The 14,597-nt window shown below is 46.5% G+C and carries 11 protein-coding genes and 1 pseudogene; all 12 read left to right on the top strand.

Annotated elements, in window-relative coordinates; all coding sequences use genetic code 11:
- Positions 1-182: 182 nt before the first annotated feature.
- The gene (locus ADM98_RS06245) at positions 183-2,807 is read left to right on the top strand and encodes a glycosyltransferase (protein ID WP_053452725.1); all 2,625 of its coding nucleotides are present in this window, start codon (positions 183-185) and stop codon (positions 2,805-2,807) included.
- Positions 2,804-3,808, top strand: coding sequence for a class I SAM-dependent methyltransferase (locus ADM98_RS06250; protein ID WP_053452726.1), 1,005 nt, complete (start codon positions 2,804-2,806; stop codon positions 3,806-3,808). The genes ADM98_RS06245 and ADM98_RS06250 overlap by 4 nt, the downstream gene beginning before the upstream one ends.
- Before the next feature lie 8 nt (positions 3,809-3,816).
- Entirely contained in the window at positions 3,817-5,019 is a 1,203-nt protein-coding gene (locus ADM98_RS06255; protein ID WP_235504839.1) for a glycosyltransferase family 4 protein, read from the top strand.
- Positions 5,016-6,269 carry a glycosyltransferase gene (locus ADM98_RS06260; RefSeq protein WP_053452728.1) on the top strand — a complete coding sequence of 418 codons (1,254 nt, stop codon included), beginning with the start codon at positions 5,016-5,018 and terminating at the stop codon, positions 6,267-6,269. Before ADM98_RS06255 ends, ADM98_RS06260 begins: the two co-directional genes overlap by 4 nt.
- Positions 6,270-6,547: 278 nt before the next feature.
- Positions 6,548-7,840, top strand: coding sequence for a nucleotide sugar dehydrogenase (locus ADM98_RS06265; RefSeq protein ID WP_053452729.1), 1,293 nt, complete (start codon positions 6,548-6,550; stop codon positions 7,838-7,840).
- Complete coding sequence (locus ADM98_RS06270) at positions 7,837-8,637, top strand: ABC transporter permease (RefSeq protein ID WP_053452730.1); 801 nt, start codon at positions 7,837-7,839, stop codon at positions 8,635-8,637. Before ADM98_RS06265 ends, ADM98_RS06270 begins: the two co-directional genes overlap by 4 nt.
- A gap of 11 nt (positions 8,638-8,648) precedes the next feature.
- Positions 8,649-9,353: pseudogene (locus tag ADM98_RS06275) on the top strand (ABC transporter ATP-binding protein); the annotation flags it as partial.
- Between the two features lie 148 nt (positions 9,354-9,501).
- The gene (wecB, locus tag ADM98_RS06280) at positions 9,502-10,602 is read left to right on the top strand and encodes a non-hydrolyzing UDP-N-acetylglucosamine 2-epimerase (RefSeq protein WP_053452732.1); all 1,101 of its coding nucleotides are present in this window, start codon (positions 9,502-9,504) and stop codon (positions 10,600-10,602) included.
- Positions 10,599-11,084, top strand: a complete 486-nt coding sequence (locus ADM98_RS06285; RefSeq protein ID WP_053452733.1) for a hypothetical protein — start codon at positions 10,599-10,601, stop codon at positions 11,082-11,084. The genes wecB and ADM98_RS06285 overlap by 4 nt, the downstream gene beginning before the upstream one ends.
- A complete protein-coding gene (locus ADM98_RS06290; RefSeq protein WP_053452734.1) occupies positions 11,074-12,462 on the top strand; it encodes an MBOAT family O-acyltransferase in 1,389 nt (462 codons plus the stop codon). The genes ADM98_RS06285 and ADM98_RS06290 overlap by 11 nt, the downstream gene beginning before the upstream one ends.
- A gap of 15 nt (positions 12,463-12,477) precedes the next feature.
- Positions 12,478-13,650: a DHHW family protein gene (locus tag ADM98_RS06295; RefSeq protein ID WP_053452735.1), complete on the top strand. Its 1,173-nt coding sequence runs from the start codon at positions 12,478-12,480 to the stop codon at positions 13,648-13,650.
- Between the two features lie 13 nt (positions 13,651-13,663).
- A complete protein-coding gene (locus tag ADM98_RS06300; RefSeq protein ID WP_053452736.1) occupies positions 13,664-14,590 on the top strand; it encodes an LCP family protein in 927 nt (308 codons plus the stop codon).
- The last annotated feature ends 7 nt before the right edge of the window (positions 14,591-14,597 follow it).

Genomic DNA, 14,597 nt, shown 5'->3' on the forward strand with positions numbered 1-14,597 from the left:
CCACGAACAAGAAAGCGAAACTGGTCGATTTCCTAGGAAATACAGGTTGACTGAAATGGAATGTAAGGAAAATCCAAAAAAGCTTCACTAAGTCTTTACAAAAACCTTGTAAGTCCTTCAAGTAGCCTTTGAACTGCTTCCGTAAACTAAGAAAGAGTTGAAAAGAGGAAGGGTGTTTACGTGTGAGTGATCAAAAATGGAAACGACAAGTCATGCAACAACTAAGCTGGGTCCGCGAAGAGAAGAAGCGACTCGGGAGCGAGACGACTGCAAGTTCAGAAGCACTCGAACGACTTCATGGGTTGGACGTTCTTCGTATTCCAACTGTTCGAACTTCTAAAAATACGGCGACACGTTATCAACAAAATAGCCAAAGATCATTACTTGATCAGTTAGATGTCTCGCGTATTCCGATACGAACGACGACACGATATTATGAAAAACGACCAATCGAGATGGCCATTGTTTGTTCTGAATTCATGTATGCCTACTATGAAGATGCTGTTCATCTCCATTACGTTAATTCAGATACATTCGATGATGTCTTCAAACGACCAATTGATCTATTTTTAGTGGTTTCTTCTTGGAAAGGACTTCGGAACGACGATTGGAAAGGAATTGCGACACCACAATCCAAAAAGCGACAACGTTTACTTTCGATGATGCAAGAAGTCAAAGCGAAAGGAGTCCCGGTTGTCTTTCAATCAACCGAAGATCCAAGCAATTATGAACGCTTTCAAGATGTAGCGCAAGCTGCAGATTACGTATTAACTTCAGACGAAGCAATGATTCCTGAGTATCGTGTCTTATGCGGGCATGATCGAATCATGGCGATGCCGTTCGGAATCAACCCACTGATTCATAATCCGATTGGAGCGACACGCAGTCGGAAGAAAGGGGTTCTGTTTGCTGGGAGTTGGATGGCAAAATATCCCGAGCGGGTCAAAGATACGGAGATGCTGTTTGATGGTGTGATGCAATCGTCACACAAACTCGATATCGTGGATCGGAATTATCATCTCGACTTACTGGCGTATCAATTTCCAGAACGTTATCAATCACGGGTTGCACCAGCGATTCCTTATGATGCTTTACAACAAGTCAGTAAATGTTATGACTGGGTCTTGAATCTGAACAGTATCAAATACAGTAAAACGATGTGTGCTCGTCGCGTCTATGAATCGCAAGCACTTGGAAATTTGATCCTGTCGAATTATAGCATCGCAGTCAATAATGAGTTTCCGAACATCTTTACGGTCCACGATGCACAGGAAGCAACAGCAATTTTAGAAAGAACATCACAAGAAGACATCGAACGGTTAAGGGCAGAAGGACTTCGCGCTGTCATGACCAATCACACGGTCTTTGAACGGATGGATCAGATTTTAGCCTTGATTGGACAAGTACCTGAGATACAGAAACGTCGTTTGCTTGTTGTCATTGCTAGAGACGGAGAAGGAATTCGCCAGACGATTGAAGGTCAAAGTATTACACCAGACGAAATCATCTCAGCGGATGCGTTGACGGATCAACTTTACAATCAAGCCGATCTTGTCGCTTGGATGGATGAACAGGAATCATACGGGGAGTATTATTTGGAGGATCTCGTCAATGGCTTTAAATATAGCGATGCGAGCATCGTCCGAAAAGGGAGTCAACATCCATATCAACTATACGAAGAAAGCGGAAGTCGAAACGGTACGATCGTCTGGCGGGCAGATATTGCGTTTGATATGTTCCAAGCAGACGAACTAAGTGGGAAGACGCTACTACTCGATACGCTTGAATGGAATGAGCAAGCGGTAGTTCCGACTGATCAATCGCCACAATTGTCAGTCGTCGTACCGATCTACAATAACGGTAAACACCTCACGTATAAATGTTTTGCAAGTTTGAAACGAATGGATCGATTTATAGAATCTGAGATTCTACTCGTAGATGATGGATCAACGGATCTAGCGACGCGACAAGCCGTGGAACGTCTTGCCCGACGACATGAGAACGTCAGAACCTATTTTTTTGAGATTGGAGGAAGCGGAAGCGCTTCACGTCCGCGTAATAAAGGGGTGGAAATGGCACGAGCTGAATATGTGACGTTCCTTGATCCAGATAACGAGGTGCTTAGTGATCGTTATGCCTTGTTGCTTCAAGAACTAGAAGAAGATCCAACACTCGATTTTGCTGTCGGACATATGAAAAAACTCGCTGAGAAGACGAGTATCATCGCTCTTCCAACGATCCGCAAACAAGGGCGCGTGACGTGTGAAGATCCGAAAGCTTTCTTGATGAAACATCGCTTTGCTGTCCAGAGCATTCAAGCACTCGTCGTACGTCGTACGTTTCTCCTTGAACATCAATTGGAGCAAGTCGTCGGTGCGGTCGGTCAGGACTCGCTATTCTTCCAAGAGTTGATGTTACGTGCAAAGCGTGTCTTACTCGTCAATCGAGTCATTCATTATTATTATGCGGCAGTGGCGGGTTCGACAGTCAATGCATTGACGGTGAAATTCTTCGAACGAAGTGTCGTCCGGGAACGGGCACGTGCGGAAAAATTCGCTCGATACGGTGTACTGGAAGAATACAAGGACACACGATTCGAGCACTTCTTTGAGTATTGGTATCTCGTCAAGTTGCGCTACTGCAGTGATAAGGATTTTGCACCGAGTGTTGCCTTGTTGCGCACGATCATCGGCTTCTATGAACCGATTACGATAACGAATCCGTTGATTCGCCAATTCATGGACCTTGCGGATCAACAAAAGACGGATCGTCTTCAACATTTATTACTCGAGGAGGTGCAGAAATGATGGCATCAATCAAAACAGCACGACCAAAAGACGAAATCCGAGCTGCCTATTATGATCAGTTAGGTGGCGCTTTTGGTAAAAGAGTACGTGCACGTGTGCACTGGGTTGTTCGCCAAGCTAAGGGGGAGAACATTTTAGATATTGGTTGTTCAGGAGGAATCGTTCCGATTTTACTTGGACGAGAAGGAAAACATGTCGTTGGAATCGATGTGTTACCGGAGGCAATTATTGAAGCAAAGCAAGCGTTACTCGAGGAACCAGCGTCCGTACAAGAAAAGATCGAGTTTAACGAAGCAAATATCATGGCTTTTGCATCTGATATTCAATTTGATACGGTTTTGATGACAGAAGTACTGGAACATATTGGAGAACCGGAACGCTTCATTGCACGCGCCGTCTCCTTTATCGCACCAGAAGGACGACTTGTCATTACAGTTCCGTTTGGAGTTAATGACTATGCCGACCATAAACGAACTTATTATTTAAATCGTTTACTTGAGCAATTGACGCCGTTTGGCAAAGTCGAGACGGTAGAGAGAATCGATAAATGGCTCGGCATTACGATTCAAGTCTATAGAGAGCAAAAGTCCGGTCGATCGATTCAACCATCGGAAGTCGACTGGTTGGAGAAGGCGTTTGAAGAAGTGGAACGACTACATCTTGCAACTATCATTGACTTAAAACGTAAGCAACAGCATCAGGAGCAGAAAGTTCGCAGTCTAGAGGAGCAGACAAATCAACTCGAAGACGTGCAAGCAGAACTCCTCCTACGTGAACAGCAACTCCAGAATCAACTGGAGCAGTATAAAGTACTCGAAGAACAATATACGGTATTGCTCGATCGGTTCGAAGGGTCACTAGTATCAAATCTAGAATTGCTGGAGGCGAATGCATCATGGAAATTAAAATACCGGTCTCTCGCGCGGTCAAAACTCGGAAAACTCGTCGTTCGCTACTGGAAGTTCAGGGGCCAACTCAAACAACGCCGGAGTCGTCGATGAATGTTCTTATGATTTGTCAAAATTTCTATCCGGAAATCGGCAGTGCTGCGAACCGGATGAAAAACATCTTTAAACGGATCGAGCAGGCAGGTAGTGATGTCCACGTTCTGACATCAGAACCACTTTATCCAACGGCAGAACTTTACACAGACTCGATGTTTTGGGATGAACCGAGTCTTGATACAGCACACGTGACACGAATCCAGCCGCGAGATGTTCGAGCGACGACGAACCTCTGGCGACGTCTACGTTTATTCGTTGAACAGTTCGTACTCGCTGTCCAAGAAGTACGTCATGATTCGAATACGTACGCTTATATCTATGCGACGACTCCGTCGATCTTCATGGGACTCGTTGGTGTTGTCGCAAAACACGTCAAACGGGCTCCCTTGATTCTAGATGTACGTGATTTATGGCCGGAGTCACTGATTGGTGTTGGAATCACGAAATCGCGTTTATTACTCACGCCACTCTACTGGCTTGAAAAGTGGATGTATCGGCAAGCTGATCAATTGGTCATCAATAGTGAAGGATTTCGATCATATATCGAAGGACGGGGCATTGCTCCTGAAAAAATTCATTACATCCCGAACTCGATCGAGGAGAATGAATGGTTGATCAAACGTCGTAAAGTATCAGACCAAGTCCGCGTCGTCTATACAGGGAACATCGGTCTCGCTCAAGATGTCTTCTTGTTGCTTGACGTTGCAGAATCACTTCAAAAGGAACAAAATATCTGTTTTCAAGTCGTTGGTTACGGTTACCACAAGCAGACGTTTGAGAAGCTGGTCAAGGAGCGTGGATTGACAAATATCGAATTCCTTGATGCGATGCCGCGCTGGGATGCATTAAAACAACTTGCAAAGAGTGACATTGCGTTTGCGACACTTGTTGAGAGTACAGCATTCGATACGGTCACACCTGGAAAGATCATTGATTATATGGCAATGGGATGTGCGATCGTTGGAGCGGTATCGGGACATGCTGCGTATGTTATCGAGGAGGCTGGAGCTGGTTACGTCTCAGTAAAGCGTAAAAAACAGGAGATCGTCGATCATATTCTCGAGTTGTCGCGAAATCCAGAAAAACGCGCAGCGATGGGAAAAGCCGGAGTGGCTTACGTTCAAGAACACTTTGACTGGGAACGAAATGAACAGCGTCTCTTTGCGGCAATCCGACAAACACGAGCACAAGTGGAGGTGGCAGAATGAAACGAATCGGAATGTTCGTCTGGAACACGTTTACGAACGATGCGCGGGTATTGCGAGAATGTACGGCTCTCGTCGAAGTAGGACATCGTGTTGATCTATATTGCTTAAATGACGGAACGTTACCCGGAATCGAGTATCTGGTATCTGGATTTCGCGTCATTCGAATCGATCGGACGCCACCGTTTGCGAAGTGGCTTCCATTCTTTCGAAAACAAAAGAAGCTGACGCTTGCTGTCGGATTGCTCGGCGCACTTCTCGCACCTTGGTTGATTCCAATCGGACTCGTACTCTTTTTGTTGATGCGAAGTCGTTTTGTCCGTTACGCCTTGTACAATAGTTTCGGGATTCTACGCATGACGCGTGCTGCGCGGAAGCATGAGTATGATGTCATGCATGCGAACGATGTCAATACGTTACCACAAGCGATTGGAGCGGCGCGTGGTGCACAAATCGTCTATGACTCGCATGAAGTCCAGACCGATCGGACAGGCTATGGTAGCATGCAAGGGAAATTAGAACGCTGGTTGCTTCGATTCGTCGATCAGACCATCGTTGAAAATGATACGCGTGCAGATTATCATCAAAAATTATATGGAACCCGACCATCCGTCTTGCACAATTATCCATTTTACGAACCGATTGTTCCGCAACCGCGACCGTTACACGAAGAGTTAGCGCTCGCACCAGACGAGCCGATTTTGTTGTATCAAGGCGGGATCCAAGAAGGACGTGGACTGGAGCGACTCATTGAAGCAATGCCGTTCATCGATCGAGGAACACTTATTTTCGTTGGAGATGGAAAGTTAAAAGGAAAGCTGATGCAACTGGCTACGCAATCATCGGAAAAATCTCGCATCCGCTTCATTGATAAGGTTCCACTTGCCGAATTACCAAGTTATACGGCAGCAGCGACGGTCGGCTTTCAAGTCCTTCAGAACATCTGCTTCAATCATTATTCCGCTTCTTCGAATAAACTATTCGAATACATGGCGGCGTTGATTCCTGTCATCGCAGCTGATTTACCGGAAATCCGTCATGTCGTCGAAACTGAAGGGATTGGATTAATCGTTGATGTTGAATCTCCACAGAGCATTGCTGCAGCGGTCAATCGTCTCGTGAAGGATGAGAACTTGCGACGGGCGATGCAAGAGCGAGCAAGCGTAGCAAGGAGACAATACAACTGGGAGCAAGAAAAGGGACGACTTCTAGCAGTATATGACTCGATTTTAATGGGATCTAGGGCAAATTAAGAAAAATAGTCAACGACTCGAAGGGAAATCCACGTGCAATAAAGGTGGATTCCTGACGAGTCGTTTTGTTTTAGCGAAATAGACATGAAGGATTCGTGAAAGCTTCATAAGATTTACAAAAACAATAGAAAACACTGGAAATGTAAGCTCTGTGAAGAATGGTTTAAGAGATGGTTAGAACCATTGGAATGCAAAGGAAATGTCGTTATGGTCTAGATACAGCCAAGCCACAGACTGTTCGTTGGCTAGTATGACTAACTCGATGGAGGAATGACAAAATGAAACTTTGTACAATCGGACTAGGATATATTGGATTACCTTCTTCTGCGATGTTCGCGGATCACGGCACGGAAGTCGTAGGTGTCGACATCGATCCTCAAATCGTCAATCTTCTCAACACAGGAACGATTCACATTGAAGAACCAGGACTCGAGGATGTCATCAAACGAGTCGTCGCAAGCGGAAAATTCCGGGCGACACTCACGCCGGAACGAGCAGATGTCTTCTTAATCGCCGTTCCAACACCAAATTTAAACGATACGTATAAATCATGCGATTTGAAATATGTCATTTCTGCCGTTAACAATATGTTGCCATTCCTTGAAAAAGGAAATGTCGTCATCGTTGAATCGACGATTGCCCCTCGGACAATGGATGATCATGTTCGTCCCTTGATTGAAGCAGCAGGATTTACGATTGGTGAGGACATTTATGTTGTCCATTGCCCTGAACGTGTCTTGCCAGGACAAATCTTACATGAACTTATTCATAACAACCGGATCGTTGGTGGATTAACGCCAGCGTGTGCAGAGGCAGGTGCTGCCGTCTACGAAACGTTTGTTCAAGGTGAAATCGTGCGGACAGACGCAAAAACAGCCGAAATGTCGAAGTTGATGGAAAATACGTTCCGTGATGTCAACATCGCATTAGCGAATGAATTAACGCAAGTGTGTCATCAGCTTGAAATCAATGTCCTAGATGTCATTGAGATGGCGAACATGCACCCACGAGTGAACTTGCATCATCCGGGACCAGGTGTGGGGGGGCACTGTCTCGCAGTTGATCCCTACTTCATCGTCGCAAAAGCACCATCTCTTGCACGCATCATTCATACAGCACGTCAAACGAACGTGCAGATGCCGCAGTTCGTTGCTGAACAAGCAGCACGTCTCGTCGGTTCGCGTGTCCGTCCGAAAATCGCCGTCTTCGGTGTGACGTATAAAGGAAACGTCGACGACATGCGCGAGAGTCCAGCTGTTGAAGTCATCGAACAGTTGCTCGATCGCGGACTCGACGTCGCTGTCTGCGACCCACACGTCGAACGATCAATTTCAACACGCTTTGAACTCGTCGATGAAATCGAAGCGATCCAAGGCGCCGATTTAGCGCTCGTCTTAGTCGATCATGATGAGTTCAAACAGTTCGATTCTCGTCGTCTCGCGAATTATATGCGCACACCGTTATTATTCGATACAAAAGGAATTGTCGGTAAACTAGATGCGGTCAAGGTCCTCAACTTTGGTAACTTGCATACACACCGCGTGACGGAAGTGGATGCGAAAGCGATATGAACGCGTTACGAACGATTGGAGGAGAGTTGAAAGATCATCTGTATCTGATCTTTCGGCTCTCGCTTTATGAAACAAAGAGCCAATACAGCATGCAATACCTTGGTTGGTTTTGGGAAATCATGACGCCACTTCTCCAAATCGGTGTTTACTGGGTCGTATTTGGCTTCGGAATTCGTGGTGGACATCCGGTTGACGGGATTCCGTTCGTCTTTTGGCTCGTCAGTGGATTGATTGCTTGGTTCTTTATCGGAAGTACGATTCCAAGTGGCTCTCGGTCGATCTATGGTCGGGTCGCGCTCGTCTCGAAGATGCATTTTCCGCTGAGTACGATTCCGGCATATGTCATTTTGGCGCAATTTTACCGACACCTTGCGATGATTGTCCTAACGATCGTTTTAGGAAGTGCTTTCGGATACTTCCCGGGTTGGCATACGCTCGAGTTGTTTTACATCGTTCCAGCCGGCGTCATCTTTCTCTATGCCGTCTCGTTATTATTATCGGCTCTTGCCACGATGATTCGAGACGTCCAGAACATGGTGACATCGGCAATTCGGATGCTGATGTATTTAACGCCAATCATGTGGATTCCACCAGAACATTCACTGTTCAAGATGCTATTGATGTTGAATCCACTCGTCTATTTGATTGAGGGATACCGCTCTGCCTTGATCGGAACCGGTTACTTGATGGATCACATCTGGTATGGTGCTTATTTTTGGAGTGTGACACTTGGTATCCTGCTCGTCGGAGCAGCGGTCCATATTCGTTTCCGACGCTACTTCATTGATTATGTATAGGAGGAAAAACGATGAGTCACGTCGTGTTTGAGAACGTATCAAAACGGTACATGCTCTATGAGCGTCCAATCGATAAATTAAAGGAAGTGCTGTTTGGAAAAGTGAACGGGAAATCCTTTTATGCGCTCAAAAACGTCTCTTTTTCTGTTGAAGAGGGTGAAATCGTTGGTGTTGTAGGGATCAACGGTAGTGGGAAATCAACGTTATCCCATTTACTCGCTAACGTTACACCGCCAACATATGGACGTGTCACCCTAGGAGGGAAATCAGCACTGATTGCTATCTCGAGTGGATTGAACAGTCAACTGACGGGTCGCGACAACATCGAACTCAAAGGGTTGATGATGGGACTGACTAAACGGCAAATCGAGGAGATCACACCGGAAATTCTAGAGTTCGCGGATATCGGAGAGTTCATCGATCAGCCAGTCAAAACCTATTCGAGTGGGATGCGGGCACGTCTCGGCTTTGCCATCTCGATCAATATTAATCCGGATATTCTGATCATCGATGAAGCCTTATCTGTCGGCGATCAAACGTTCACTGAGAAGTGTCTCGATAAGATGCGCGAATTCCGGGATCAAGGAAAAACGATTTTTTTTGTCAGCCATTCCTTGAATCAAGTCAAAAGCTTTTGTACGAAGATTCTTTGGCTGGAGTACGGTGAAGTGCGCTTATTTGGTCCAACGAACGAAACGCTCGCAGAATACAATAAATATTTATATTGGTATAAACAGTTATCCAAAAAGCAAGCCACTCACTATGTTGCGAAAAAGCGAACCGGTCGAATCGGTGACATCGAGCAGCAGATGAGAGGCGAGACGATTGAACGATCATCATGAAATGAGATAGGGGATGAAGTAGATGAAACGTGTCATGCTCGTATTCGGAACACGACCTGAAGCCATTAAGATGGCACCTGTCGTAAAAGCACTTGAAAACCGTCCAGATGTCGAACCAATCGTCGTCGTAACGGCGCAACACCGGGAAATGCTCGATCAAGTACTCGAGTTGTTCCAAATCACTCCGGACCATGACTTGGATTTGATGCGTCCGCGTCAAACGTTAGAAGAGATGACAGCGCGTATCCTAAACGCAATGCGCCGTGTCCTCGAAAAGGAAAAGCCGGATCTCGTCCTTGTCCATGGGGATACGACGACGACGTTCGCTGCCTCCTTAGCGGCGTTCTATCAACAAATTCCAGTCGGTCATGTCGAAGCCGGATTGCGGACATATGAAAAATATGCACCGTTTCCGGAAGAGATGAACCGTCAATTGACAGGTGTGTTGGCGGATTATCATTTTGCACCAACCGAACAGGCGGCGATGAACTTACGTGCTGAGAACAAACAGGCACCAATCATCGTAACCGGCAATACGGTCATTGATGCACTCAAGACAACCGTTTCTGCAAGCTACACGCATCCTGTGCTGACGCGACTTGAGAAGTCCGGGCGAAAACTCGTTTTACTGACGGTTCACCGCCGTGAGAATCATTTACAACTGGCAACGATTTTTGATGCGATTGAACGGTTAGCAAATGATCATCCGGAAATTGAAATCGTTTATCCGGTCCATCCGAATCCGGTCGTGCTAGAAGCGGCAGCTCGCTTGGAACATCATCCGCGGATTCAGTTGATTGAACCGCTCGATGTCTTTGATTTCCATAACCTTGCAGCGCGCGCTTCCTTCATCCTGACAGATTCAGGTGGGATTCAAGAAGAAGCACCTTCACTCGGCGTTCCCGTTCTTGTCTTACGGGAGACGACGGAACGACCTGAAGGTGTCGAAGCAGGAACCTTGAAACTAGTCGGTACGAATCCAGAGCGCATCTATGCGATGAGCCATCAATTATTGACGGACGAAGTCTTCTATCAATCGATGGCGAAAGCCGCGAACCCGTATGGAGATGGACAGGCAGCGGAACGAATCGTCGATGCGATTATGAGTGAGGTACCGGTATGAATAAGGAGCTGACCGTCGCGAGCTATCAGTTTTTTCCGTTCGGTACTCAGGAAAAGATTTTGCTCGAAGATGCAGCGCTGGGTGTGTGCTTTGATTTTCAAGATGCGATAGCGACTGACAAACTGTATCTACAGTTGTTCGATCAAGGATTTCAACATCCGCCTTCAAAACTGTATCGAAAAGATGCTGAGCTGACAGGTGACATCATTCAAGTGACATGCCGTTTTGAGGTGGCAGAACCATGTGTCGTTCAAGTATTCAAGATGCAGTATGGGCAGAAGAAGCGGATGGTTTCTGAGACTGAGCAACTGACGTTGACGAATGAGACGGTCGTACAGCTCGAGATGGAGCGTGTGCCAGGAGCAGCTTATTTCAAAATTGCCTGGAAGTTCTTAAACGAAGGGAACTTCCGGGTCCATCTCCGAGAACTCGCGATTGCGCAATACGTCAAGGCAGAGGAGGAAGCAACCTATGCTGTTTAGTTCGACGATTTTTTTATTTTTGTTCTTGCCGGCAGTACTGCTCGTGTACTACGTGTTACCTCGGACATTTCGTAACGGCTGGCTGTTAGTTGCCAGCCTGTTCTTTTATGCGTTCGGGGAGCCGCGCTTCGCCTTATTGATGCTACTCAGCGTCGTAATCAATTACTTCTTTGCCCTATTCGTTGATTTTTACCGGCAACGTGTCGGAGTGAAGTGGATCATGTTCAGCATGATCGCCGTCAATCTCGGATTGCTCGGCTGGTTTAAGTACAGCGGATTTTTCGTCCGCTCCATTAATGAATCATTTGGACTGAGTTGGTTCGTTCCGGAAGTCGTCTTACCGCTCGGGATTTCCTTTTATACATTTCATGCGATGAGTTACGTCATCGATATTTATAAAGGGAAGGAAGCGGTGCAAAAGAATCCGCTCGACCTTGCCCTTTATATAGCGTTTTTCCCGCAACTTGTCGCAGGTCCGATCGTCCGCTACAACACGATTGCAAGTCAGATCGAATCGCGTCAAGAGACGGTATCGGATTTTGCGCGGGGTGTTCGTCGCTTTACGATCGGACTATCGAAAAAATTGATTCTTGCGAACGGATGTGGTCAAGTCGCAGACGCTGTCTTTAATATGAAAGACCTTTCGATGGGACTAGCATGGATTGGAATCATTGCTTATGCCTTACAAATCTATTTTGATTTCTCTGGATATAGCGATATGGCGATCGGATTAGCACTGATGTTCGGATTCCATTTCCTAGAGAACTTCAACTACCCGTATATTTCAAAATCCGTGTCAGAATTTTGGCGTCGTTGGCATATCTCACTCGGCTCTTGGTTCCGCGACTATGTCTATATTCCGCTAGGAGGGAATCGCGTTTCGCCGTGGCGGCAATATCGAAATTTGGCGATCGTCTGGATGTTGACAGGCCTTTGGCATGGTGCGAGTTGGACATTCGTCGCCTGGGGTGCATATTACGGAATTTGGATCATGCTTGAGAAAGCATTTCTCGGGAAATGGCTGGAGCGCATGCCAGTCGTCTCGACAATCTGGACGCTAGTCCTCGTGCTCGTCGGTTGGGTATTCTTCCGTTCAGAGACGTTCCCGGAAGCCGTTACGTATATTCAAGCGATGTTTGTACCCGATGTGCTATGGGATGATCGGGCGAGTTACCAACTCGTTCAAAATGGTGTCCTGTTGTTTGTCGCGTGTATCGCGGCGACGCCGATTCCGAAATATCTCGGAGAACGTGTCGTCGTCTCTCTCGGGAAAGTCGGAACGACGATGCAGTATGGGTACGCCATGTTGATGTTGTTCCTTGCGACATCGGCACTCGTTGCGAGTACGTTTAATCCGTTCATCTATTTCCGGTTCTAAAAAGGAGGTCTATCCATGGAACAGCCATTGATGAAAACGCAACAGCATACGAATAAAAAACCTTCTTTCGAACGAATCATGATGTGGATGACGATTATCAGTTTCATTGTTGTGTTACTGGCGATCGGACTCGGAACGATTGTCCGGGAAGACCGTGTCCGGTCCCAGCTTGAGAACCGGACACTTGCCCAATCTGTCGATCCGACCGTCGAAGGAATTGCCACAGGGAAAGATATGCTCAAGATGGAGACCTATTTCACGGATCAGTTACTGTTGCGAGGAACGTTCGTCGAGATACAGGCACTTTTATCAAAAGATGTTTTTCGACAGCCGTTTCGCAATGGCATTTATACGGCAAAAAACGATTATATGATTGAACCGAGTGCATCAGGAAACGTAAAAATTCCGCTAGCCTTCAAACAATTCGTTGAAGAAGTCGATCGTCCGGTCTATATGGCATTAGCACCGTCTAAAACCGTCATCGCGGAACGGGACAAACTAATTCCGTCTTATGTCGCTTCCAATGCGAGTGTACGTTATGAAGGAATGGTACGAGACTTTAAAGCAGCGGGGATGACCAATCTTTCTTTGCAGGAACTGAAGTTAAATGACTACTTCAAGACGGATCATCACTGGAACATCGATGGTGCAACAGAAGCCTACCGAGTCATCACAAAAGGGATAGGGCTGTCAACAGCGTTACCTGAGACGAAGTGGCGGAAAGAGGATCAACATGCCTACTACGGATCTTTAGCTCGAAAAACGACGCTCTCCTATGCGGCGTCAGGTGATCGTCTGGATTACTATGATCCTGCGTTCTTCAACGGCATTGATGTTTGTTATGAAGGGAAATGTGGACGTCCTGTCATCGATGAATCATTCGTCAAACAAGAAGGTGATTACGTCGATCGGTACGAGGTATTCCTTCGTGGAAATCACGGTATCATGTCAATGAAATCAGCGGCGAATCAAAATCGTCCGACGATCTTGGTCTTAAAGGATTCGTTTGCGAATCCTGTGTTACCGTTGCTTGCGAAAAGTGCCAACTTAGAAGTCGTGGACATCCGATACGTTCCAAAATCATTTGACGTTTCCCGATTCGCCAAACAAAAGCAAATCGATTCGGTGCTGTTTCTGCACAACTCGAACATTGCTGGTTTGATGAAGACGTACGAGGACAAATTGTGAAGGAGAACAGAGTATGAAATCACGCATCGATAAACGAAGACCTCCGATCATCTGGCGCGTCATCAGTGCGCTTCTGCTCGTGGTCGTCCTGGTTGCTAGCGCTTCGACGGGACTGGCATTTTTAAAAATCCAACAAACGGCACATTCCTTTTTACAGCCGTTGGATGGAAAACAAGCAAAGCCGCTCGCATCGATGAAGCCAGTCAATGTCCTATTGATCGGTGTGGATGAGCGTAAGAATGATAAGGGACGGGCAGATGCGATCATGCTACTCTCGTTTAATCCGAAAACGAAGCAAGCGACTTCGTTGTCCATTCCACGCGACATGCAAGTCACAATACCGACGGGTGAAAAGACGAAGATCAATCATACGTATGCCTATGGTGGAGTGAAGGAGACGGTCGAAACGGTGGAACAGACGTTTGATGTCGATATTCCATATTACGCTAAGATTAATATGGATGGTTTGATTGAATTGGTTGATGCTGTTGGCGGTGTCACAGTGGATAATCCATCCGCCTTCAGCTGGAACGACCGCCGTCTACAAAAGGAGTATGAGAAAGGCAAAATTCATTTGACCGGTCTAGAAGCGAGTGGTTACGCACGTATGCGAAAACAGGATCCACTCGGCGATATGGGCAGACAGATTCGACAACGTCAAGTTTTAGAAGCCGTCGGTGCTAAACTGGCGGGACCTCGTTTACTGACCAAAATGGAAGAAATCACGAATGTCATGAAGCATAATTTCGCGACGAACATCGGTTTTGAAGTGGCGGCACAACTTGCTCAAGAAAATCAGCCGGGATTCAAACAGCTGAAACCATTAAAGTTAGACGGAGAAGGCTACATCGCAAACGATGGGGTATGGTACTTCTTTGCATCGGATGAATCCATGCGACAAATGAAAGCTACACTTCACGCCATCCTCGCGTCTTCTTAAAATCGAC

It is taken from the genome of Exiguobacterium sp. BMC-KP, from assembly GCF_001275385.1.
Classification (GTDB): Bacteria; Bacillota; Bacilli; order Exiguobacteriales; family Exiguobacteriaceae; genus Exiguobacterium_A.

Bases quoted from the DNA above. Each gene is read 5' to 3' on its own strand.
- ADM98_RS06250 (WP_053452726.1), top strand. From the start codon at position 2,804: ATGATGGCATCAATCAAAACAGCACGACCAAAAGACGAAATCCGAGCT.
- ADM98_RS06255 (WP_235504839.1), top strand. From the start codon at position 3,817: ATGATTTGTCAAAATTTCTATCCGGAAATCGGCAGTGCTGCGAACCGG.
- ADM98_RS06260 (WP_053452728.1), top strand. From the start codon at position 5,016: ATGAAACGAATCGGAATGTTCGTCTGGAACACGTTTACGAACGATGCG.
- ADM98_RS06265 (WP_053452729.1), top strand. From the start codon at position 6,548: ATGAAACTTTGTACAATCGGACTAGGATATATTGGATTACCTTCTTCT.
- ADM98_RS06270 (WP_053452730.1), top strand. From the start codon at position 7,837: ATGAACGCGTTACGAACGATTGGAGGAGAGTTGAAAGATCATCTGTAT.
- wecB (WP_053452732.1), top strand. From the start codon at position 9,502: ATGAAACGTGTCATGCTCGTATTCGGAACACGACCTGAAGCCATTAAG.
- ADM98_RS06285 (WP_053452733.1), top strand. From the start codon at position 10,599: ATGAATAAGGAGCTGACCGTCGCGAGCTATCAGTTTTTTCCGTTCGGT.
- ADM98_RS06290 (WP_053452734.1), top strand. From the start codon at position 11,074: ATGCTGTTTAGTTCGACGATTTTTTTATTTTTGTTCTTGCCGGCAGTA.
- ADM98_RS06295 (WP_053452735.1), top strand. From the start codon at position 12,478: ATGGAACAGCCATTGATGAAAACGCAACAGCATACGAATAAAAAACCT.
- ADM98_RS06300 (WP_053452736.1), top strand. From the start codon at position 13,664: ATGAAATCACGCATCGATAAACGAAGACCTCCGATCATCTGGCGCGTC.